18 protein-coding genes are annotated in these 22297 nt (G+C 70.4%); 8 read left to right on the plus strand and 10 right to left on the minus strand.

The genetic code is table 11. The annotated features are described in order from the left end of the window. Positions 1-181 precede the first annotated feature (181 nt). From ACZ6QO_RS16220 to ACZ6QO_RS16235, 4 genes are all read right to left on the minus strand, one after another. The gene (locus ACZ6QO_RS16220; RefSeq protein WP_465851380.1) at positions 182-862 is read right to left on the minus strand and encodes a DcrB/PsbP domain-containing protein; all 681 of its coding nucleotides are present in this window, start codon (positions 860-862) and stop codon (positions 182-184) included. Positions 863-974: 112 nt separating this feature from the next. Beyond that, positions 975-1856 (minus strand): zinc metalloprotease, encoded by an 882-nt coding sequence (locus tag ACZ6QO_RS16225; protein ID WP_465851381.1) that lies wholly within the window; start codon positions 1854-1856, stop codon positions 975-977. 161 nt (positions 1857-2017) lie between these two features. Next, a complete protein-coding gene (locus ACZ6QO_RS16230) occupies positions 2018-2266 on the minus strand; it encodes a DUF3039 domain-containing protein (protein WP_465851382.1) in 249 nt (82 codons plus the stop codon). A gap of 150 nt (positions 2267-2416) precedes the next feature. Next, the gene (locus ACZ6QO_RS16235) at positions 2417-3988 is read right to left on the minus strand and encodes an MFS transporter (RefSeq protein WP_465851384.1); all 1572 of its coding nucleotides are present in this window, start codon (positions 3986-3988) and stop codon (positions 2417-2419) included. Between the two features lie 136 nt (positions 3989-4124). On the opposite strand from ACZ6QO_RS16235, the gene ACZ6QO_RS16240 reads away from it, so the two are divergent. Then, positions 4125-4817 carry a TetR/AcrR family transcriptional regulator gene (locus ACZ6QO_RS16240; RefSeq protein ID WP_465851385.1) on the plus strand — a complete coding sequence of 231 codons (693 nt, stop codon included), beginning with the start codon at positions 4125-4127 and terminating at the stop codon, positions 4815-4817. Here ACZ6QO_RS16240 and ACZ6QO_RS16245 read toward each other — a convergent pair. Then, complete coding sequence (locus ACZ6QO_RS16245) at positions 4760-5338, minus strand: YqgE/AlgH family protein (RefSeq protein WP_354841945.1); 579 nt, start codon at positions 5336-5338, stop codon at positions 4760-4762. The two genes, ACZ6QO_RS16240 and ACZ6QO_RS16245, sit on opposite strands and share 58 nt — an antisense overlap. Before the next feature lie 179 nt (positions 5339-5517). Here ACZ6QO_RS16245 and ACZ6QO_RS16250 point away from each other — a divergent pair, with 179 nt between their 5' ends. The 4 genes from ACZ6QO_RS16250 to ACZ6QO_RS16265 all read left to right on the plus strand — a co-directional run bounded on the left by ACZ6QO_RS16250 (position 5518) and on the right by ACZ6QO_RS16265 (position 12518). After that, on the plus strand, positions 5518-6255 hold the full coding sequence (locus tag ACZ6QO_RS16250; protein WP_465851388.1) for a hypothetical protein: 738 nt from the start codon (positions 5518-5520) through the stop codon (positions 6253-6255). Between the two features lie 155 nt (positions 6256-6410). After that, positions 6411-6821: a toll/interleukin-1 receptor domain-containing protein gene (locus ACZ6QO_RS16255; protein WP_465851389.1), complete on the plus strand. Its 411-nt coding sequence runs from the start codon at positions 6411-6413 to the stop codon at positions 6819-6821. A 48-nt stretch (positions 6822-6869) separates the two neighbouring features. Then, on the plus strand, positions 6870-7253 hold the full coding sequence (locus ACZ6QO_RS16260) for a toll/interleukin-1 receptor domain-containing protein (RefSeq protein ID WP_465851391.1): 384 nt from the start codon (positions 6870-6872) through the stop codon (positions 7251-7253). 3 nt (positions 7254-7256) lie between these two features. After that, positions 7257-12518 (plus strand): tetratricopeptide repeat protein, encoded by a 5262-nt coding sequence (locus ACZ6QO_RS16265; RefSeq protein ID WP_465851393.1) that lies wholly within the window; start codon positions 7257-7259, stop codon positions 12516-12518. 30 nt (positions 12519-12548) lie between these two features. Here the strand turns inward: ACZ6QO_RS16265 and ACZ6QO_RS16270 are convergent, their stop codons facing one another. Continuing rightward, positions 12549-13958: an NAD-dependent malic enzyme gene (locus ACZ6QO_RS16270; protein WP_465851395.1), complete on the minus strand. Its 1410-nt coding sequence runs from the start codon at positions 13956-13958 to the stop codon at positions 12549-12551. A gap of 317 nt (positions 13959-14275) precedes the next feature. Beyond that, complete coding sequence (locus tag ACZ6QO_RS16275) at positions 14276-15235, minus strand: tetratricopeptide repeat protein (RefSeq protein WP_465851396.1); 960 nt, start codon at positions 15233-15235, stop codon at positions 14276-14278. A gap of 170 nt (positions 15236-15405) precedes the next feature. On the opposite strand from ACZ6QO_RS16275, the gene ACZ6QO_RS16280 reads away from it, so the two are divergent. Continuing rightward, positions 15406-17124, plus strand: a complete 1719-nt coding sequence (locus tag ACZ6QO_RS16280) for a S8 family serine peptidase (protein WP_465851398.1) — start codon at positions 15406-15408, stop codon at positions 17122-17124. A gap of 26 nt (positions 17125-17150) precedes the next feature. On the opposite strand, the gene ACZ6QO_RS16285 is transcribed toward ACZ6QO_RS16280, so the two are convergent. Then, positions 17151-17783 (minus strand): MarR family winged helix-turn-helix transcriptional regulator, encoded by a 633-nt coding sequence (locus ACZ6QO_RS16285; protein ID WP_465851615.1) that lies wholly within the window; start codon positions 17781-17783, stop codon positions 17151-17153. A gap of 355 nt (positions 17784-18138) precedes the next feature. Here ACZ6QO_RS16285 and ACZ6QO_RS16290 point away from each other — a divergent pair, with 355 nt between their 5' ends. Both ACZ6QO_RS16290 and ACZ6QO_RS16295 read left to right on the plus strand, forming a co-directional pair. Further along, positions 18139-19635 carry a hypothetical protein gene (locus tag ACZ6QO_RS16290; protein ID WP_465851400.1) on the plus strand — a complete coding sequence of 499 codons (1497 nt, stop codon included), beginning with the start codon at positions 18139-18141 and terminating at the stop codon, positions 19633-19635. A 31-nt stretch (positions 19636-19666) separates the two neighbouring features. Beyond that, positions 19667-20353: a DUF4230 domain-containing protein gene (locus tag ACZ6QO_RS16295; protein WP_465851402.1), complete on the plus strand. Its 687-nt coding sequence runs from the start codon at positions 19667-19669 to the stop codon at positions 20351-20353. A gap of 7 nt (positions 20354-20360) precedes the next feature. On the opposite strand, the gene ACZ6QO_RS16300 is transcribed toward ACZ6QO_RS16295, so the two are convergent. Continuing rightward, on the minus strand, positions 20361-21047 hold the full coding sequence (locus ACZ6QO_RS16300; RefSeq protein WP_465851404.1) for a response regulator: 687 nt from the start codon (positions 21045-21047) through the stop codon (positions 20361-20363). Next, positions 21044-22225 carry a sensor histidine kinase gene (locus ACZ6QO_RS16305; RefSeq protein ID WP_465851406.1) on the minus strand — a complete coding sequence of 394 codons (1182 nt, stop codon included), beginning with the start codon at positions 22223-22225 and terminating at the stop codon, positions 21044-21046. The genes ACZ6QO_RS16300 and ACZ6QO_RS16305 overlap by 4 nt, the downstream gene beginning before the upstream one ends. Between the last annotated feature and the right edge of the window lie 72 nt (positions 22226-22297).

Raw genomic sequence — 22297 nt, forward strand, 5'->3', positions numbered from 1 at the left:
CCACCACTGATGATCTTGTCGTCGCGCTCGTTTCGCTCCCTCACAGTGAAGCCACGATAGCGGGGGACACCGACAGGACGTGCCGTCCGCCGAGGATGTCCGCCATCACGCCGCCGCCGTACCGGCACCATGCCTGCGCCCCGCCGCACGGCCGCCTGCCAGGTGACGCCGCGGATTCCCGCTAGGTGACGCCGCGGAATATGGCGTCGATCTCGGCGCGCCGCGCGGGCGTGTCGGGCTGGGCGAGAGCGAGCAGGACGACGCCCTCGCCGCCCTTGGTGAGAAGCGTCACACGCAGGTAGGCCGGCTGGTTCACCACGTCGCTGTAGGTGGCGCGAAGGGCCCGGGAGTGGCCGGTGAACCCGCTGACCGTGACCGAGCGGTCGTCGACCACCTGGACGGTGTCGCCGTGCAGCAGCAGCCGCCCGTACAGGTCGGCCAGGTCGAGCGTGGCGGCCCTCGGCCCTCCGGCGGTGACGGGGTCGGCGGGCCGGGCCATCACCAGCGCGGAGCCGTCCACGCTGGCGACCGAGGTGAACCCGGTGACCGGCGGGACCGTTCCCGTCCGCCACCCCGGCGGCAGCGTGAAGCTCACGCCGGCGACGCCGTCCTCCGCGACGACGGGGCCGGGGCTCGCGTTCAGACGGCCCACGGCGAAGGCGACCACCCCGGCCACCAGGGCCGTGCCCGCGGCCACGGCCACCGCGAACAGGACAACCCTCCTGGCCCAGGAAGGCACCCTGACCCGCGAGGGGGCGGCGGGCTCGCCGTACAGCCGCGCCGACGGCGGCAGCCTTTCCTCCTCCGGCGGCGGCCACACGGGGTCACCGTACGGCCGCCTCCCGGTGCGGTGCTCGTCCACGCCACCTCCTCCGTGCACCGAGTATCCGCGCCGGAACGGCCCCCGCGTCAACGAAATGCCGATGAATAGTGGCCAGGGGCCGCCCGCCAGAGCCCGGGACACGGCGGCCCGCTCAGGGCGCGGGGGCGCGGTAGGCGGCCCACATGTCGCGCATGCGGGCGGCCTGACCGGCGGTGAACTCCGACATGCAGCGGTCGTGGGCGTAGTCCATGTAGTTGTGCACGGGGTCGTCGCCGAGGTCGGGGCAGGTGTCCTTGCGGTCGGGGCAGCCCTGCGTCGGGGTCGCCTCGGCGGGGGTGTCGTCGACCGAGTCGCCCGGCGAGCCGCAGCCGTTCTCGAAGGTGTGCAGCAGCCCGAGCCAGTGGCCGATCTCGTGCACGGCGGTGTACCCCTTGGCGAAGTCGCGCAGGGCGCCGCCCGGCAGGCTGCGCCAGTCGACCACGACCCCGTCCAGGGTGGGGTGGTTCTGGTACCAGTGCGGATAGGTGGCGTAGCCCAGCACCAGCTCGCCGAACTGCGCGACGTAGAGGTTCAGCGTCTCTGCGCCGCCCTTGCGCAGCCGCTGCTTCATCGCCGCCTCGTTGGCGAGCGGCTGGTGGAACCACAACTGGTTGTCGGTGCGCGTGACGCCGCGCAGGGCGAAGCGGACTCCGGTGTCGGCGCCGCCCAGCCGCCCGCCGTAGGCGGCGTTCAGCGTCTCGACCTGGGCGGTGACCGCGGCCTCCGGCGCGCCGGCCTGCCCGTCGGTGATCACGTGGACCCACAGGGGCACGGTGACCGTGTGGGCGCGGGGCCCCGGACGCAGGGCGCCGAGCCGCCGCCCCATCTCGGACAGCATGCGTGCGGCCTCGCGGCGGTCCGGCGCGTACGGCTCGGGACCGCGGGTGTCCACGCGCAGCGGCCCGGCGTGGCCGCACGGGCGCGCGGCGGCGGCACGGACCGGCACGCCGGGCACGCCCGCGATCGTGAACAGGCATGCCAGAGACACGGCCATCGCGCGCCGCACCATGCACTCCCCCGGTTGTGTCAGGTCAGAGTGCTGACGCTAGCCGCTACCGCGCTGATCGGCCGGGAGCAACACACGGACGCCTGCCAGGAGTTCGCAGGCCAGGGGGTCGCACCGCGCCCTGCGCGGACGGGGCGACCCCGGCGGCGTCACTCGCCGGACTCGCCCTTCGGCAGCCCTTCGTAGATCTCTTTGCACTCGGGGCACACCGGGTACTTCTTGGGATCGCGGCTCGGGACCCACACCTTGCCGCACAGGGCGCGGATCGGAGTGCCGGTCACCATGCTCTCGGTGATCTTGTTCTTGTCCGCGTAGTGCGAGAAGCGCTCGTGGTCCCCCTCGTCGCCGTGCGAGAGGTTCGGCCGTACTTCGCTCTCGGGAAGGATCTTCGTGCTCACGACATCCGAGTCTACGTGCGCCGGGGGGCGCTCAGGAGGGCGAACCCGGACCGCGGTGGCGGCACGGCACCTCGTCGCGCGGCGGGACTCGGGCTCTCACCTCTCACCGTCCCCTCGGCGCGGGTCGTGCCGCCTGACCGCGGGCCCGCCTCAGCCCACGTGGACGGGGGTGTCGTAGGTCTTGCGGCCCGCCCGGACGAACAGGGCGAGGATCGCGGCCAGGACGGCGACCGTGACGCTGACGGTGAACCCGAAGTGCATGCCGTCCAGGAACGACGAGTGCGCCGCCCGCGTCAGCGCGTCGGCGATCGGCTTGGGCGTGCCCGGCTGCACGGGCGCGACCCCGATGGCGACGAGGTTCTTCATCGCCTCGACCTGAGCGGGGGTCGCCGGGATGTGCGCGGCGGCGAGGTTGCCCGGCAGGACGTCGCCCACCCGGGCGGTGATCAGCGCGCCGAGCACCGCGGTGCCGAGCGAGCCGCCGACCTGCATGGCCGACTGCTGCATGCCGCCGGCGACGCCGCTGTGCTCCTCGGGCGAGTTGCCGACGATGACCTCGGTCGCTCCCACCATCACCGGCGACAGGCCGAACGCCAGCAGCGCGAACGGGATCGCGGTGTCGAGGTAGCCCGCCTCCAGCCCCAGGCGGGACAGCAGGAACATCGAGGTCGCGGTGATGAGCATGCCGACGGCGATCGGCACCCTGGGGCCGAACCTGCTCAGCGCCGCGCCGGCCAGCGGCGAGGCGACGATCATGCCGGCGCTCATCGGGAGCATGCGCATGCCCGACTCCAGCGGGGACAGCCCGTGCACGCCCTGGAAGTAGAAGGTCAGAAAGAACATCGCGCCGAACATGGAGAAGGCCATGAGCACCATCAGGACGGTGCCGATGGAGACCGACGCGTTGCGGAACAGGGTGAGCGGCAGCAGCGGCTCGGCCGCGCGCGCCTGCCACAGGACGAACGCCACGCCCAGCACCACGGCCCCGGCGAAGAACCCGATCGTCCTGGCGTCGCCCCAGCCGTACCCAGGGGCCTTGATGATGGCCCACACCAGGCAGAACATCGCGCCGGACAGCAGCACCACGCCAGGGATGTCCACCTTGGACAGCGACTCGGACCTGCTCTCCTTGATGACCCACAGGCCGACGAGCAGGGCCACCACGCCGACCGGGACGTTGATGAAGAAGACCGACTGCCAGCTCACGTTCTCCACCAGCAGGCCGCCGATGATCGGGCCGGCGGCGCTGGAGACGCCGATCGCCGCGCCCCAGATGCCGATCGCCATGTTGAGCCGCTCGGCGGGGAAGGCCGCGCGCAGCAGAGCGAGGGCGGCGGGCTGCAGCAGCGCCCCGAACAGGCCTTGCAGCACCCGGAAGGCGATCAGGGCTCCGATGGAGGAGGACAGGCCGATGGCGAGCGAGGTGAGGGCGAAGCCGGCGATGCCGATCAGGAAGATCCTCTTGTGGCCGAACAGGTCGCCCAGCTTGCCCGCGGTGATGAGGAACACGGCAAGGGCGAGCAGGTAGCCGCTGGTGATCCACTGGAGGTCCGAGAGGGACGCGCCCAGGTCCTTGCCGATCACCGGGTTGGCGATGGACACCACCGTGCCGTCAAGCATCACCATGATCACGCCCAGCGCGACCGCGAGCAGGGTGAGCCACGGATGCCCGTGACCTCGCCGGGCCGGCGCGTCCGCCGGCGCGGCCAGCGCTTGTGTCATGGAAAGCCCCCCGTATCGAAAGATTGGCCTACTTTCGGTAATTTATGGCAGACGCTGACAGATGACAAACGGTTTTATACGACAGATCATGACTTGTGGCATAATGTGAAGTGAAGGTTTCCAGGAGGTGACCGGCATGGGTCTGCGAGAGCGCAAGAAGCACCGCACCCGCCAGGCGCTGATCGACGCAGGCTTCAAGCTGTTCCTGGCACAGGGGTACGAGGCCACGACCGTCGACCAGATCGCCGCCGCCGTGGAGGTCTCACCGCGCACCTTCTTCCGCTACTTCGGCAGCAAGGAAGAACTCGCCCTCGACTTCACCGTCGACTACGACGAGCGCATCACCGCCGCGCTGGCGGCCCGCCCGCGGGACGAGCCGCCGTTCACCGCCCTCGCGTGCGCCTACCGCGAGTTCATCCACGCGCTGGAGGCCGACGCCGCCGAGGACGCCGAGCGCTTCCTGCGGCACCGCCGCGTCATCGACGCCACCCCCGCCCTGCTGTGCACCAGCTTCGCCCGCATGGCCGACATCGAACAGAAGCTCACCACCGAGATCGCCGGACGCCAGGGCACCGACCCCGACACCGACCCTCGCCCGAGGCTGCTCGTCGCCTTCGTCATCTCGGCGGTGCGCATCGGGATGGAGTGCTCGGTGGACGGCGACAGCTACCTCGACAGCCTGGTCGCCAACGTGGAGAACGCCCTCGACCTCGCCGAGGAGGCGCTGCGCCCCGGCTGGGACCGGCCGGGCACGCCCTCACCCGGACGCGATCAGTTGAGCTTGGGGTCGTCCGGGCAGGTCGCCACGAACGCCAGCTCCCCCGGCTGACGCCGCAGCACCGACCGCCACAGGTTCGCCGGCCGCGAGTCGAACGTGTCGCCTGGCTCGGCCTCCACGACGTACCACGAGCCCTCGCGGATCTCGCTTTCGAGCTGGCCCGCCGTCCAGCCGGCGTACCCGGCGAAGATGCGCATCTGCGTGATCTCGCCGGCGAGGATCTCCGGAGGCGCGTCCAGGTCCACCGTGCCGAGCTTGGAGACCGCCGAGGAGCCCGCGTGCAGCCTGCGCCAGCCCAGCGGCTCCTGACCGCTCGGAACCGAGGCCAAGGCCAGCGCGCTGTCGGTCTGGACGGGCCCGCCCTCGAACAGCACCGGGGGGCCGGACACCAAAGAGTCCCAAGAAGGGAGCACCTGCGTCACGGTCACCTCGCTCGGCCGGTTGAGCATGACACCGAGGGTGCCGCCGTCCTCATCGTGCTCCAGGATCAACACGACGCCGCGCCGGAAGTTCGGGTCGTCCAGCAGTGGCGTCGCCACGAGCAGCCCGCCGACGTAGATCGCCTCCGCCATGCCTCCATCATGACGTGTCATACGGCGAACGCGCGCCCGCCCCCGGCCACACAGGGCCTTCACCTCGCCATATGTTACTCAACGCGTTCAACCGGGCACTGTCGGTATGTAGGATCGATGACTGGAGGATGTGACGACCGCTTCGCGGCGCCGCGCCGCGAAGGAAAGGAAGAGGCCTGATGAACCGCCTGGTGATGGTGGCTCTCGTGACGGCGGGCGTGGCCGCCGGGGTCCCGGCCGCAGGAGCCTCCTACGCCGCCGGCGTGACCGGGCGCGAGGCCCGCCTCCCCCGCGACGGGCGCGTCGAGGTGACCGTCTCCAAGGTCGAATGCCCGGCCGGCCGGGCCGATGTCGTCATGACCGCGCCCCGCGACCGCGACATCGTCGAATACTCCGTCTACCGGGGCAACTCGCTCGTGCGCAACGGCGTGCTGTGGCCGGGCGTCCAGCGCAGCGTCCCCGTCTACCTTGAGCCGCGCACGAGCGAACGCGTCACCATCAGCATCCAGGGTCAGGGCACCACCACCTACCGGGTCTACTCCGGGTGCGAGGGCGACGACTCATCGCCCTCGCGAGACTCGCAGGAGTCCTACGGCGAATACCGCGAGAGCGTCTACAGCGAGAGCTCCAGCGATGACGAGAGCCGCTCCAGCGGCGGGCACGGCGCGCGGCACGTCAACAACCTGCGGGCGCACCGCTACAACCCGCTGCTGCGCAGGCAGGGCATCGACCGCCTGCCCTACACCGGGCCGCCCGCCGACCTGTACGGCAAGATGGCCACCGCCGTCGCCATGGTGGTCTTCGGCGGCATGCTCTGGTGGATCGCCATGATCTGGCCCCGCCGCACCCCCGCCGGCCCCCTGATGCGCCCCCGCCCCGCCTACGCCTCCGGCCGCCGCCACTCGGCCACCCTCTGAACCGCCCGGCTTCTGCCATCCTCCAGCCCGATATGAACCACTTACGACTACTGACCGCCACTGAACGCCTACGCCCATTAGTCTGAGTGTCAAGGGCGTGGTCGTCTCTGCGGCGATCGCTGCCCCGGAAGGCATGATGGAGTCCGGGAGGTCCGGTGGCGGACGAGTACGACGTCTTCATCTCGTACTGTCACGACGACGTGGACTGGGTTGAATCCTTCGCGCGGCGGCTGACCAGAGAGGGGGTCAAAGTCGCCTATGACCAACTTCTGAAACCGGGCGATCTAATCGTGGCCGGCATCGAGCGGGCGATCTCAGGCTCGCAGACCGGACTGCTGATCTACAGTCCGGCCGCGCAAGCCAGCGAGTGGGTAAGCCATGAATACCAGGCACTGATGCTGCGCTCGATAGCCGGCGGACGGCGGTTCATCCCCATCCTGATCAAGGAGACCGACCTGCCTGTGTTCGCGCAGGGCTACCGTCACGTCGACTTCCGCGATGTCAGCGATACCGACCCCCGGTACGACCGGCTCGTCGGCGAGCTGGTCAACGTCCTGCGGAGCTGACATGTCACTCACCTCTCCCCGCTCGGGTGGCCTCCGGCCGGAGATCCGATGGCCGTAGTGTTCATCAACCATCACGCACAGGACGAAGAGCCTGCCTACCGCCTGAAAGCGGCCATCGAGAGCAGAGGCCACTCGGTCTGGATGGACAGCGACAACATCGCGCCAGGCGACCTGATCATCGCGCGGATCGAAGAAGGGCTGGCCTCGGCTGACTACCTTGTGCTGTGCCTGTCTGGCGCGGCCCCATGCCCGTGGTACTCCCACAAGTGGATGGTCACCCTGTCACGCCAGCTCATGGGAGCCGGAGTGAAGATACTGCCGGCGCTACTGTCGGGCGGCCACCTTCCCGCGATCCTGATGGGCATGCGCCATGCGGACCTGACCGCGAACTGGGAGGCTGGCGTGGTCGATTTGTGTGCGGCGATCCGGTGATCGATGGAGAAGCGCATATATCTCCTCGCCGACCCGACGGAGACCGACAAGGCAGAGGAACTCGCCGATCTTTTGCGCCCAGGCGGGTTCGTGGTACGCCACAACGGGAGCACGCCCGTCGGCCGCTTCATCCTGAACGACGCGCTCGACCATCTGCACAGCGGGCTGCCCCTGGTCGTGCTCGGGACCTTCCGGGCGACGGGTGGTCTGTGGGTGGGGCCGCTGGCCAGCGCCGCCAACTCCAGACCCGACTGCCGCGTCTTCGTCGTCGAGATGGAGGAGGGCATCAATTCCGCCCAGCTCTCCATGGGCAGAGTCACGGTGAAGTACTGGGAGGACCCCTCCGGGGCGATCGCGGCCCTCACCGCGGAGTTGGACGCATGTTTCCCTCAGGACAGGCCCGTCTCCACACAGCGACCTGGAGCCGACGACCAGGTCAGGGCATTCCTCGATGAGTTGACGGACGAATCCACCTTCCACGTCGAGGCACTCGCCCGCTTCCGCGAGCAGCTCAACGACGCCATTCGGGAAGCGTATCCGGACGCGTTATCGGCCTGGGAGTTCCTCAAGCGGCTCGGATTGATGCGGGAGAACCGGCTCACCCGCGCGGGCGTCCTGCTGTTCGGCGACAATCCGCTCGCCGTGATGCCGTCCGCGATCGTCGAGTGCGTCCGGGTTCATGGCATCGACATCGCCACCGCCTCGCTCGACGCGAAGCCCCAGGTAGCCCGCGTCCAGGAGCAGATCACCGGCGCATACAGATTCGTGGCGGATCTCGCCCAACGCGGTAAGAAGCCGAGTGAAGGCGACGCTCACGCCCGGCCGGTCTACGACTTTCCCATGGTCGCCGTCCGGGAGGTCATCGCCAACGCCGTCGCGCACCGCGACTACGAAGGCACCGACCCCGTGCAGGTCAGGTACTTCGACGACCGATTAGAGGTGATCAGCCCTGGCCCCTGGCGCGCCCGGTCGATCGTGGAGGGAAAGGACACCGATTTCAGCGATCTGCGCAGCGGATCGCACCGTCGCAACGGACGCCTGGCGATGCTGCTCACTTGGACCGATCTACTCGAAGGCGTGGGGCGGGGCATTCCCGCCGCCGTCGAGGACTGTCTCGCCAGCGGTGCCCGCACCCCGGTGGTGACCCTGGTGAACAACACGATCAAAGTGACCGTCTATCCGTGCGCCAAGCCCGACCGGAGGCACCCGCATGACAATGCGCGTGCGGTATCGGGGGCCGATACAGCGCCCGCTCATCAGCCGCTCATCCTGCGTGCCGAACGCGACGATGTCGCCTTGGTCTCCGGGACCTCTGACGGGCGTGTCATCACCACGTCGCGACGGGAGCCTTTTGAGCCGTCGCTCCAGGACTGGCTGTGGGAGCTGGCGCGCCTCCAGAGCCGGCCACGCCCCGTCTCGGCATCGATCGGCGGCGTACGTGACGGGACGCCGGAAGCCACCGCCCTCCTATTGAGGATCGGCCGGGAACTCGGCCGAGTCCTCGCCACCGGGCCCGTCGGCGAGGCGGTCGTCGCGGCCATCGAAGACGCGCGGAAGCGGCACGGAACCCTGCGGCTGGGGATCCAGACGGACGATGATCTAGCGCACCTGCCGTGGGAGACTCTCGTCTTGTCGGGACAGGATCAACCGCTGGTCCTGCACCCGAACGTCGATCTCTACCGCCATGTGCCGGCAGGCGCGGCGTCGACACACCAGCTGCGAGCCCCGCTGCGCATCCTCGCCGTGGTGGCCGCCCCGGACGGCGGGCCGGTGCTGGATCTAGAGGCCGAGCTGCGTCACATCTTGGACGCGGTGGACATCGCCCGACGCGACGCCGCACACGTACGAATTCTCAATGTAGGCACGCTGCCTGCCATCAGGGAAGCATTGCTCCAAGAGCCCTGTCACATCCTGCACATCTCCTGCCACGCTGCACCGGGGGTGCTCTTCCTGGAAGATGAGCAGGGAAACGTCGACAAGGTCACTGCCGCCCGCCTGGTCGAGGCGATCCCCCGCGAACGCGGTGTGCCCCTGGTCGTACTGTCAGGTTGCTCCACCGCCGTCGACCCGATGGTGACCGCTGATCACGGCATACCCCCACACGTGCTGTCAGATCGCCACATCCCCAACGAGCCACTGGGCGCCACTGATGGCACATTCCCTCCGCAGGCCCAGGCGCCGGACGACGAGGAGACGGTCCTGCCGGAGAGTGAAGCAGCATACGCTGGGCTGGCGCGCGCGCTGTCCGTCGCCGGAGTCCCCGCTGTCCTGGCGATGACCGCCCCGGTGACCGACCGCTATGCCAGAGGGCTGGCAGGCGCGCTGTACCGCGAACTGGCCACCAGGCACGCACCCGATGTGCTGACAGCGCTGTCGGAAGCGCGTCGCCACCTCCAGACCGATCTGCGGGCAGCCCACGAGGACGGCGGGAGCGGCGGGGAAGGCGGCGACGACGCTTCGCCTGAGTGGGCCACCGCCGCACTGTTCCTGCGGGGCCCGTCGCTGCCGCTGTACGACACGAGCGAGGGCATCGACCCTGGCGTCCGGCCGCCACGTACCGTCACCTTGGCCCCCGACGTACCCGTGCGTGTGGTCGGCGACTTCGTCGGGCGGCGCGCTGAACTGCGAGTCTTGCGAGCCGCGCTTCGCGAGCACGCCGGGGTGCTGCTGCATGGCATCGGCGGGGTGGGCAAGAGCAGTCTGGCCGCCGAACTCCTCGGGCGGCTCGGCGACGACGCGGGGCTTGTCGTGTCCCTGGTCGGCCGCACCAGCCCCGACCAGATCTTCGGCGCCGTCGCCGACAAGTTGCTGGTCGCCACCGCCACGGCCGGCGCCCAGGCCGAACCGCTGCGCGAACTGGCACAGTTCCTGCGCCGGCTCGACTTCCCGTGGCCAGTGCGCCTCGACGCGCTCGACCGGGCCCTCGCCGAAGTGCCCGCCGAGCTGAGCGCCAAGGTGGCCGCTCCGCCGCTCACCCTCCTGCTCGACAACTTCGAGGACAACCTCGACCTCAACCGGCACTTCGCCTTCCTGGACCAGGAACTGGCCGCATTCCTCGCCGCCTGGACCACCACATCGAGACGGATGAAGCTGCTGGTCACCAGCCGCTACCCGTTCACACTCCCCGAAGGCGCCGAACGCCGACTGACAGTCCACCATCTTGGCCCGTTGTCGTGGGCCGAGGCACGCAAGCTGATGTGGCGCCTGCCGGGGTTGAACGCACTGGAGGTGGCCGACCAGCAACGTGCATGGGCGATGGTGGGCGGTCATCCCCGGACAATGGAGTACGTGGACGCGCTGCTGCGTGGCGGTCAGGCGCGCTTCGCCGACGTACGTGAACGCTTGGAAGGCCTGCTGAGGCGGCGGGGCATCGCCGACCCGGCCGGATGGCTGAGCCGGGAGGCCTGGCGGCTGGACGGCACGCCTGCTCCGAGCGATGACCAGGCGGGTTCGTGGACGGAAACCTCGGCCGGTGACACGGGGGTGGATGGAGCCCGGGTTCCGGTGGACGACGCGCGGTTGGACGGAGTGCTGGCCGAGGCGGTCACGTTGGCGGTGGACGACGCGCTGGTGGGTGACCTGCTGGGTGTGCTGGACGACTTCACCCGCCAGGTGTTGGTGGGGGTGTCGGTGTACCGCCGCCCGGTGGACCGAGCAGGACTCGCCTGGCCGGTCAGCTCCCCTCTCCCCCATGACCCGGATCAAGAGGAGAGGCTAGCCCGCTTGTACGAGTTGGCGCACCGGGTGCGGCGGGAAGATCCGCAGGCAGGGTTAGACGATCTCGGTCTGTCACCTGAGGAGTTAAGGCGCGCGCATCAGGACCTCACAGCGCTGGCAGCAGCGCCGATCGTGGAGCCTCCCGGACTGGACATGGCCGCCGAACGACTCACCGCGCTGGGGTTGCTCGTTCCTGGGACGGAAGGGGAGGCGGACGGAACCTTCGTGGTCCACCGATGGACGGCGGCCACGCTGGCCGGCACTGAGCTGACCTCCTCCGACGCCATGAAATCCGCGCACCAGGTGGCCTCGCGGTATTGGCGCTGGCGGGTCCGGGCACGGCCGCAGAACCCCTATGAAGATCTGGACGACATGGTGGAGGTCCGCTATCACCATCACGCGGCCGGAGATCTGGAAGCAGCGGCGGCGGCCACCGACTGGGTGTGCAGGCGCCTGCACACCTGGGGTGCGTGGAGTTGGGAGGAACAGCTTCTCAGAGAGACGCTGCCATGGTTCCCCGAGGGGAGCCGCTACCAGGCCGCGGCTTTCCACCAGCTCGGCATCATCGCCCAGGAGCGGGGAGAGTACGACGCGGCGCTCGAGTGGTATCGACGCTCTCTCGTCATCGACGAGGAACTCGGCGACCGGCCCGGCATGGCCACATCCTATGGGCAGCTCGGCAGAGTCGCCCAAGATCGAGGAGAGTACGACCAGGCGGTGGAGTGGTACCACAGGTCACTCGCCATCACCGAGGAATTACAGGACCGTGCCGGCATGGCCAATGGCTACCACCAGCTCGGTAACATGGCCTACCTACGTGGACAGTACGACGAGGCGCTGGAGTGGTACCGCCGCTCCCTGACGATTAAAGAGCACCTTGACGACCGCGCAGGCATGGCCTCCAGCTACCACCAGCTCGGCATGGTCGCCCAGGAGCGGGCAGAGTACGACCAGGCGCTGGAGTGGTACCGCCGCTCTCTAATGATCAAAGAGCACCTTGACGACCGCGCAGGCATGGCCTCCAGCTACCACCAGCTCGGCACAATCGCCCAGAGGCGAGGGGAATACGAACAGGCACTGGAGTGGTACCGCCGCTCCCTCACCATCGCCGAAGAACTCGGCAATCGCGCAGGCATGGCCTCCAGCTACCACCAGCTCGGCACGATCGCCGCGCTGCGAGGGGAATACGAACAGGCACTGGAGTGGTACCGCCGCTCCCTCACCATCGCCGAAGAACTCGGCAACAGCGCAGGCATGGCCTCGGTGATCAGCCGGATCGGCGCACTGTACACCGAGACGGGCCGGGCCGCGGAAGCGGTGCCCTACAACATCCGCAGCCTGGCCGTCCGAGCGGAGCTTCAAGCCCCTGAGGCGGCCGCAGACCTGTTCTGGCTCGGGCAGCAGCGCCAGATCTTGGGCGACGAAGAATTCCGGCGTGCCCTTGCCGAGCAACTCGACGACAAGTCCGCCGATACCGTTTTCGACCTTCTGAATGCATCGGGCCTACCATCCGGCTTCGGAACGAGCGAGCACACACGGGAGACATAGCCAGGGCCCTTCCGTGCGGGGAGCGAGCTGTCACGCCTCGGTGAAGCCGCGCGCGCGGCCGCCGGCCGACTCGCGCACCGCGGCCGCGACCGCGGTGGCGACGTCCGGGTGGAACACGCTGGGGATGATGTAGTTCGGGCCGAGCTCCTCGACCGCGACGACGTTCGCCAGAGCATTGGCCGCCGCCAGCAGCATGCCCTCGGTGACCATGCGCGACTGAGCGTCCAGCAGGCCGCGGAACACGCCAGGGAAGGCCAGCACGTTGTTGATCTGGTTCGGGTAGTCGGAGCGGCCGGTGGCCACGACCGCCGCGTGCTCGCGGGCGTCGTCGGGCGAGACCTCGGGCTCGGGATTGGCCAGGGCGAAGACCACGGCACGGTCGGCCATGGCGGCGATGTCGTCACCGTTCAGGATGCCGGGGGCCGAGACGCCGATGAAGACGTCGGCGCCCTTGACCGCGCCGCGCAGATCGCCGCTGTAGCCGTCGGAGTTGGTGTTCTCGGCGATCCACCTCAGCGATTCGTCCAGGTCGTCACGGCCGCCGTGCACGGCGCCGAGATAGTCACAGACGACGACATTGCGCGCCCCGGCCGCGAGCAGCAGGCGCAGCACCGCGGTGCCCGCCGCCCCTGCGCCGGCCATCGCGATCTTCACCTCGGGCAGCGACTTGCCGACGACGCGCAGCGCGTTGGTGAGCGCGGCGAGCACGCAGATGGCGGTGCCGTGCTGGTCGTCGTGGAAGACCGGGATGTCCAGCAGGTCGCGCAGCCGCCGCTCGATCTCGAAGCAGCGCGGCGCGGAGATGTCCTCCAGGTTGATGCCGCCGAAGCCGGGCGCGATGGCCCGGACGACCTCGACGATCGTGTCGACGTCCTGGGTGTCCAGGCAGATCGGCCAGGCGTCGATGCCCGCGAACCGCTTGAACAGGGCCGCCTTGCCCTCCATGACGGGAAGCGCCGCCGCGGGACCGATGTTGCCCAGGCCGAGCACCGCCGACCCGTCGGTGACCACCGCGACCGTGTTGCGCTTGATGGTCAGGCGGCGGGCGTCCTCGGGATTGCGCGCGATGGCCAGCGACACCCGGGCGACGCCGGGCGTGTAGGCCATCGACAGCTCGTCGCGGTTGCGCAGCGGGACCTTCGACTGCATCTCGATCTTGCCGCCGAGGTGCATGAGGAACGTGCGGTCGCTGACCTTGTGGATGACGACACCCTCGACGGCGTCCAGGCTGTCGACGATGGCCTGCGCGTGGTCGGTGTCCTTGGCGGCACAGGTGACGTCGATGCGCAGCTTCTCGTGACCGGCGTTGGTCACGTCCAGGGCGGTGACCACGCCCCCCGCGGTCTCCACGGCGTGGGTGAGCTGGCTGACGGCCTTGCCGCCCGCGGGTACCTCAAGACGGACGGTGATCGAGTACGACACGCTCGGCACGGTGGCCACGTCGATCCGCTCCTTTGCGGGTGTGGTGGTCGCGCTCACTCGGGTGCGTCGTCTCGCTGTCGCGCATCCCGGCTCGCTTGCTCCCCTTCCGGGACATCCATCGTGCCAGACCCGGCACCCTGCTTCGGCCTCGCGTATTGCGCTGTGTTGCCTTTGCCTCGCTGCGCTCGGCGGGCCCGGAGCGCCCTTGAGGCGGCGCCCTTCGTCGTCGTTCGCGAGCGCTCGTTCCTCGCACTCGCTCCCTCCTCCTCAGGACACCGCCGCGCCCCGAGCCGTGCTCGGGGCGGAGAAAGTGCTGGTAGAGGGATCGGGAGGGGTCAGAAGAGGGCGCTGGCTAGGCTGCGGCGGGCTTTGGCGACTGAGGGGTCGCTGGTGGGGAGGGCGTCGAAGAGACTGAGCAGGTGGCGGCGGACGCGGTCGCGGTCGTCGCCGGAGGTGCGGCGGACGGTCTGGACGAGCCGCTCGAACGCCTCGTCCACCCGCCCGCTGAGCATCTCGATGTCGGCGGCCTGGGTCTGGACCTCGGCGTCGCCCGGGTTCTCGGCGGCACGGCTCAGGACGGCGCCGGCGTCCAGGTGCTGCGTGCGGCGCACCAGACCCACCCCCGCCAGGCCGATCTTGGCGTCCGCGTCGGCCGGGGATCGGGCGAGCAGCCGCTCGTAGGCCGCGGCCGCGGCGTCGAGATCGCCGTCCTCGATGGCCTGCTCGGCCGCGAGCAGATCGGGGTCGGTCTGCGGCTGCGGCGCGGCGCCCTGCTCCTCCTGCGGCCCCTCGGGCGCGGGCGGGAGGTACTGGGCGAGCGCCTGCATGAGCTGGTCGAGCCACTGGCGCACCTGAGCCTCGGGCAGCGCGCCCTGGAACCCGGTCACCGCCTGCCCCTGGAAGACGGCCAGCACGGTCGGGATGCTCTGCACCTGTAGTGCGCCGCTGACCTGGGGGCTTGAGTCGACGTCGACCTTGGCGAGCACCCATCGGCCGGCGGCCTCGGCCGCCAGCTTCTCCAGGATGGGGCTGAGTTGCTTGCACGGCTCGCACCAGGTGGCCCACAGGTCGAGGATGACCGGGGTGCGCATGGAGCGCTCGATCACCTCGGTGGCGAAGGTCTCGTCGGTGACGTCGATGACCACGCCGGCCGCGGGCGCCGCGGGGGCGCCTCCCGCGGCGGTCTGTTGCGCCGCCGCCTCGCGACGGGCCTGGGCTTCGAGCGCCTGCTTGCGCGCACCGAGATCCACGGCCCCCTGCAACGATGCCGGTCGAGTGAAGTCCGCTGGGCTCATACGTCCAATCCTGCCGCATCCGGCGCGTGCTCATGGTCGCCGGGCGGGTCCGTGGAAACCCGCGCCCCCCTTATGTCACGCCTTTATCGCAAATTCGCATGGATCTGTCATATAGCGCGGATTTCACGAACGATGGCTCTCGGCATGAATCCGCTGACTTGGAGGTGGGTGTGAGACGCGTCATCGTCGTTTCCGCCGCAGCCGCCGTGATCGCCGCGACCGTGGCGCTCCCGGCACAGGCCGTCCGAACGACGGCCGAACCTGCGACGGAGACCCAATACGTCGTCCTTTACAAGGAAGGCGTCGCGCCGGCGGACGCCCAGAAGGCCATTGAGGCCGCGGGCGGCAGCGTGGTGAAGGTGAACGCGGCCGTCGGACTGGCCACGGTCACGACCGCCAACGCCGGTTTCGTCTCCGCCGTCGCGGGATCCGCCGCCATCGAGGGCGTGGCCCGCGACCGGGTGATCGGCAGCGTGCCGAAGACCGCGGCGCGGACGGCTCTGACCAGCCTGTCGGCCAAGACCGCCAAGGCCGTCGAGAAGGAGGGCCGCGAGCGCGGCGCCGTCAGGCACGGCCGCCCGGTGAAGGCCGAGCCGCTCTCGGACCTCCAGTGGGACATGAAGCAGATCCACGCCGAAGAGGCGCACAGGTACGAGCAGGGCGACCCCAAGGTGCTGGTCGGCGTGATCGACACCGGGATCGACGGCTCGCACCCCGACATCGCCCCGAACTTCGACAAGGCCCTCAGCCGTAACTTCACCGTCGACATCCCCTCCGACGCCAACGGCGAGCCGATCGACGGCCCCTGCGAGGAAGAGGCCGACCAGTCCTGTAACGACCCCAGCGACGTGGACGAGGACGGGCACGGCACGCACGTGGCCTCGTCGATCGCCTCGCCGATCAACAAGCTCGGCGTCGCGGGCGTGGCGCCCAAGGTCACGTTGGTGAACCTGCGCGCCGGCCAGGACTCCGGCTACTTCTTCCTGCAGCCGAGCGTGGACGCACTGACCTACGCCGGGGACATCGGCGTCGACGTGGTCAACATGAGCTACTACATCGACCCGTGGCTGTTCAACTGCGTCGACAACCCGGCCGACTCCCCCGAGGACCGGATGGAGCAGGCGACGGTCATCAAGGCGACCCAGCGGGCCCTGAACTACGCCCACCGCCACGGCGTCACGCTCATCTCCGCCGCCGGCAACGGGGCGAGCGACTACACCAAGGTGGTCACCGACGCGAGCAGCCCCGACTTCGCCGACGTGCCCGGTGAGGCGCCCCGCACCCGCACCATCCCGCCGAGCTGCGTCTCGATGCCGAGCGAGGGCGAGCACGTGATCTCGGTGTCCTCCACCGGCGTCAGCAAGCGCAAGGCGTACTACTCCGACTACGGCAACGGGTACATCGACGTGGCCTCCCCCGGCGGCGACGTCTACGACACCCCCGACAACACCCGGGACATCACCAAGGCGACGCTGTCGGCCTATCCCAAGTCGCTGGCGATCGCCAACGGCGAGATCGACGCCAACGGCGACCCGACGGTGAACTACGTCGTCAAGGACTGCTCCGGCGCGACCTGCGCGTACTACCAGTATCTGCAGGGCACCTCGATGGCCTCGCCCCGCGCGACCGGCGTCGCGGCGCTGATCGTCAGCAAGTACGGCCACCACACACGGGGCGGGGGCAAGACGCTCTCTCCGGACGTGGTCGAGAAGATCCTGAAGGGCACCGCCACCAAGACGCCCTGCCCGAACCCGCCCGCCTACACCTACACCCGTCTGCTGCCGAACGGCACCACCGCCACGGCCACCCACGTGTGCGAGGGGACCACGGCGTCCAACGGCTTCTACGGCAAGGGCATCGTCGACGCCCTGCGGGCCGTCGGCCGATAGATCTCGGCGGTCACGCCGGCCCGGCGTCAGCCGGCCCCAGGGGGTCCGTCCTTCGGGACGGGCCCCTTCGGGTTCTCGCCCGGCCTCCCATTGCGCCGCGCCGGCCCCGCGCCCCGCCGCCCCGCCGCCGGCGGCTCGTCCTCCTCCAGGGAGGCGAAGTCGCCGGCGGCCACCCGCATGGTGCGCAGCAGCCCGAAGATCTCGGCCAGGTCGCCCTCGCCGTACATCGTCATGCAGAAGTCGGCGCCCATCAGGTCGGCGGTGGCCCGCCCGACCACCTCGCGCCCCTTGTCGGTGATCTCGGCCAGCACCCCCCGCCCGTCCCTGGGGTTGCGCATGCGCCGGACCAGCCCCGCGCGCTCAAGGCGGTCGATGGTGTTGGTCACGCTCGTCGGATGGACCATGAGCCGCTCGCCGATGCGCGACAGCGACAGGGAGCCGGTCCTGCTGAAGGTCAGCAGCACGAGCGCCTCGTAGCGCGCGAACGTCAAGTCATGCGGCCTGAGCAGCGTGTCCAGTTGCCCGAGGAGGATCTGGTGCGCTCTCATGATCGATGTGACGGCGGCCATGGCGGAGGACGGCCCGAAGCGGACGCGCCACGTCTCAGCGGCGCGCTCGATGGGGTCGAACGGCAGGTTAAGCGGCTTCGGTACACCGATGGACACAACGCTACGCTAGCGCCTGCCGCCGACACTGACGCAGGGTCACTGAGTTCCATGGGTTACCCAAGAACCGGGACGCCAAACATCACGCTCCGTTATGGTGTGCATGTCAAGAGGTGAGGCGCGGCAAAGCCCGACCCAAAGTATGGGGAAGGCCGCGCCGTACGACGCGGGTCGCGGCCATGCGATCCACACGGGCGTACGGCGCGGCGAGCCTGGGTCGGGCGCCGGGTGCCAAGGGGCCGGCACCGGTGCCGAGACGCGCCGCTCATCCAGGCACGGGGGTTCTAAATGAAGAGCATGTGTGCGACCGCACGGGTGGCGTGGCCGGTTCTCCGGCGCACGCGGAGCCGTGCTTGAGCAAAGGGGCGTTTCGCGCGAAGAGCTGAAGCACAGTGCGCTGGTGGCGATGGGGATGCTGCTGGCGCTCGGCCTGCTCGCCGCGTGGAGCGTCCTGGTTCCAGGCATTTCCGCATGGGAGAACATCGTCGTCGCGGTCATCGGCTCGCTCCGGCTGACCGGACCGGTCGCCGCGGCGTTCGCCGCGTGGGTGGCCGTGCGCAAGCGCCGCGCCGCGCCCGACCGGCTGCCGGGCGCCTGGCAGGTGCTGAGGGCGCCGCTGGCCGTCCTGGTGGTCGTCGTCGGCGCGTTCGGCGCCACCGTGACCATGCTGGCGATGAAGGCCGTCCTGACCGAGCAGGCCGGTCACCTGTCGCCCACCGGCCTCGCCGTGGGCGCCGCCGGGCTGTCGCTGTACGCGGTGATCGGCTGGGTCGCGGGCTGGGCGGCGCCCTGGACGCTCACCCCGTTCGCGGCGGGCGTCGGCAGCTACGGGCTGTTCGCATCGCTGGCCGCGGGCTCGGGCTGGGCGGTCAAGCTCGCGCCCGCCACGCCAGAGCCGTACGACCCGTTCGAGGGGCTGAGCATGGCGGCGTTCGCCAACCAGTCGCTGTGGCTGCTCGGGCTGACCACCGCGCTGCTGCTCACCTGGACGGCCGTCGTCACCCGGCGCGCGCTCGCCCTGGCCTCGGCGTTGCTGGCGGTGCTCGCGGCCGGCACGGGCATGGCCCGCGTGCTCGGCGAGCCGCAGGCCGTCGCCGCCACCGAGCCCATGGTCTACAGCTGCCAGGAGTGGCCGATCACGGTGTGCGTCCACCCGGGCATGCGCAGCGGCCTCACCGAGCTCGGAGCCACGTTCACCACGATCGCCGCCCGCCTCACCGGCACGCCCGCCGCCTTCTCGCGCGTCGAGCAGCGCCCGCGCGACGATGTCCGCCCGGCCGCCGCCGGCGCGGTGACCATCCACGTGGACGACCTCACCCCCGGGTACGCCCTCAGGGCCGCGGCGGAGTTCGTCGAACACCTGGCCGCGCCGTGCGGCGAGGCCCGCGCCGACGGCTACCGGGCCGTCGTGACCGCCTGGCTGCGCGGCGAACCGCTGCCGAGCGGGCCGCTGCCGGGGCATCAGGCCGCCGCCACGTGGTTCTCGGCGCTGACCGAGAGCCAGCGCCGCGACTGGCTGCGCATGTTCTACACCGACTTCGCCACCTGCCGGCTGAAGGGGTCGCACTTCGGCGGCGGCGGGGTGGCCGTCCCGGGCGGCGCGACGACCGGTCCCGGCTGGGCCGCCCCCGCCGCGGGCACGACCACGGGCACGGCCACGGGCACGACCACGGGCACGGCCGCCGCGCGGCCGATGTCGCGCGACTCCGGGCGCGCCGCTCCGGCGCCGTCCAGATCGACCGCGGCCACCCGCTATCCGGCCCAGTCCCCCGTTCCCGGTTCGCCGTACCCGACCATGCCGGGCCCTTCCTCTCCCGGGCGGGCGCCCCTGACCTCGGAAAGGTGAGAAACCACGCATCGCGGGAAGGAGAACGGCCGTGAACCGCCAGACGTCGCCCCCCCAGACATCGGCGGCCGCGGAACCGGCGCCACGCCGGTCCCGCCGCTGGCGCTACTTGGCGGGCGTTCTCACCGTGCTCGTGCTTCTCGTCGTGGGCGCGAAGCTGACCTGGTCGTACCTCAACCCGTTTCAGGAGAACACCATCGACCGCAGCCAGCCGGTGCTGCTGCAGTCGATCCAGAACATGAGCCGGTTCCAGGCCGCCACCGGCAACTTCCAGGTCATCGTCGACCTGGAGAAGGACGCGCCCTTCCTGCCGGACGCCGTCAAGGGCTCGCGCACGCTGTTCGTCGGGGCCGGCTCCGTGGACGCCTACGTCGACTTCTCGCGGCTGCCCAAGGACGCGATCACCGTCTCGGCCGACCGCACCGAGGTCACCGTGCGGCTGCCCCGCGCGCAGCTGGAGAAGCCGAACCTGGACAACAAGAAGTCCTACGTCTACGCCCAGCAGCGCGGGCTCCTCGACCGCGTGCAGGAGATGCTCTCGTCCTCGCCGCAGAACCAGCAGGAGCTGTACGTGCTGGCCGAGAAGAAGATCGCCGAGGCCGCCCAGAGCAGCGATCTGCGCAACCGTGCCGATCAGAACACCAAGCTCATGCTGGAGGGCATGCTGAAGTCGCTGGGCTTCACCAAGGTCTCCGTCAAGTACACCGACGAGCCCTGAGCCCGGCTCACTCCTCGTCGTCGTCCAGCAGACCGGCGTCGTGGACGAGCAGCGCTATCTGGACACGGTTGTTCAGGCCCAGCTTGGTGAGAACGCCGGAGACATGGGTCTTGACCGTCGGGACGCCCAGATGGAGCACGGCGGCGATCTCGGCGTTGGACCTGCCCTGGCCGACCGCGAGGGCGACCTGGCGTTCGCGGTCGTTCAGCGACGTCAGGCGCTCTCTGGCGTGGGCGCGCCGCCGGTCGTGGCCGGAGTCGGCCACCCTGGCCATGAGGCGCCGGGTCACCTCGGGCGACAGCACCGGAAGCCCTCGTGCCACCTGCCGCACGGCGGCCACGATCTCGCCGGGCGGGGTGTCCTTGAGCAGGAAGCCCGCGGCTCCGGCGCGCAGCGCGCCAAGGACGTGCTCGTCGGCGTCGAAGGTGGTCAGCACGATGACCTCCGGCGCCACGGGGCGCGCGCGCAGGATCCGGGTGGCGGCCAGTCCGTCCATCACCGGCATGCGGATGTCCATCAGCACCACCTCGGGGGCGTGCCGGTCGACCAGCGGCATCACCTGCGCCCCGTCGCCGGCCTGGCCGACCACGGTGATGTCGGGGGCGCCGCCCAGCATCATCACCAGGCCGGCGCGCACGAGGGGGTCGTCGTCGGCGATGAGCACGCGGACCGCCAGGGAATCCGTCGAAGTCATGCCGGCCACGGTAGCCAGGCCCACAGCCGCCAGTCGCCTTCGGGAGTGGGTCCGTGCTCCAGCCGCCCGTCGGCCAGCGATACCCGCTCCGCCAGCCCGACCAGCCCCTGTCCCGCTCCCGGGGCGACGGGCGCGGACGCCGCCGAGGCGGGCGGGAGCGGCGCGGGGACGGCGTTGCGGATCTCCACCTCCAGGCCGCGGCCGGGAGCGCCGGCCACGCGGACGCGCACCTCCGCGTCCACGGCGTGCTTGCGCGCGTTGGTCAGGCCCTCCTGCACGATGCGGTAGGCGGTGCGACCGGCCCGGTCGGGAGCCGGCCCGGCGAGCTCCTCGGCGAGCTTCACCCGCATGCCCGCCAGGCGCGACTCGGCGACGAGGTGCCGCACGTCGGCGAGGCCGAGCCGGGGCAGCTCGCCCACCGGGGCCCGCAGCACGCCGATGACCTCGCGCAGGTCCTGCAACGCCTGGTGGGCGCTCTCGCGGATCACCTTGACCGCCCGTGCGATGTCCTCGGGTGACGCGCCCGGGTGGTACTCCAGCGCTCCGGCGTGCACGCTCAGCAGCGACAGCCGGTGGCCGAGCACGTCGTGGATCTCGCGGGCGATCGCCTCGCGCGCCTGGTGCTGGGCCTGCAGCGCGCGCAGGTGGGCCTCGGTCTCGGCCCGGACGGCGCGGTCGCGCAGCGACAGCACCAGACGGCGCCGCTGGTGGACGAACAGCCCCCACCCCATCACCGCGCCCTGGATGCTGAAGCCGAACAGGAACAACAGCGGGAAGGGCATCTCGGGTTCGGGGCGCAGGAAGGTGTAGACGAGCGCGGACACCAGGCTGACCGCGAACACGGCTCCCGAGACGCGCGGAGGCCGGTGGACGGCGACGGTGAACAGCGCCACCAGCATCGCGCCCGCCACCATCTCCGACCACGCCGACAGGGCGATCAGCACGAGCGCGAGCCCCACCGGCCACCGGCGGCGCAGCCACAGCGACGCGCAGCCCAGCGCGCCGATGACCTGGTCGAGGCCGAACAGCCACTCCGGCGAGGGCATGACGGAGTCGAGGCGCTCGGTCGCGGTGAGAACGCCGAAGGCCGCCGCCAGCAGGAAGGCGGCGATGTCCGCGAGCGCGTCGCGCAATGGCCGCCGGTCGAGGGAGGCGGTGGCGGTGGCGGGTCCGTTCATCTGCCGCGAGCCTACGGCGGGACGCGGGTGCCTCGCCTGCCGGAGATGCCTGGACGATACGTAAGTCGGGGT

It is taken from the genome of Sphaerisporangium sp. NPDC049457, from assembly GCF_055586705.1.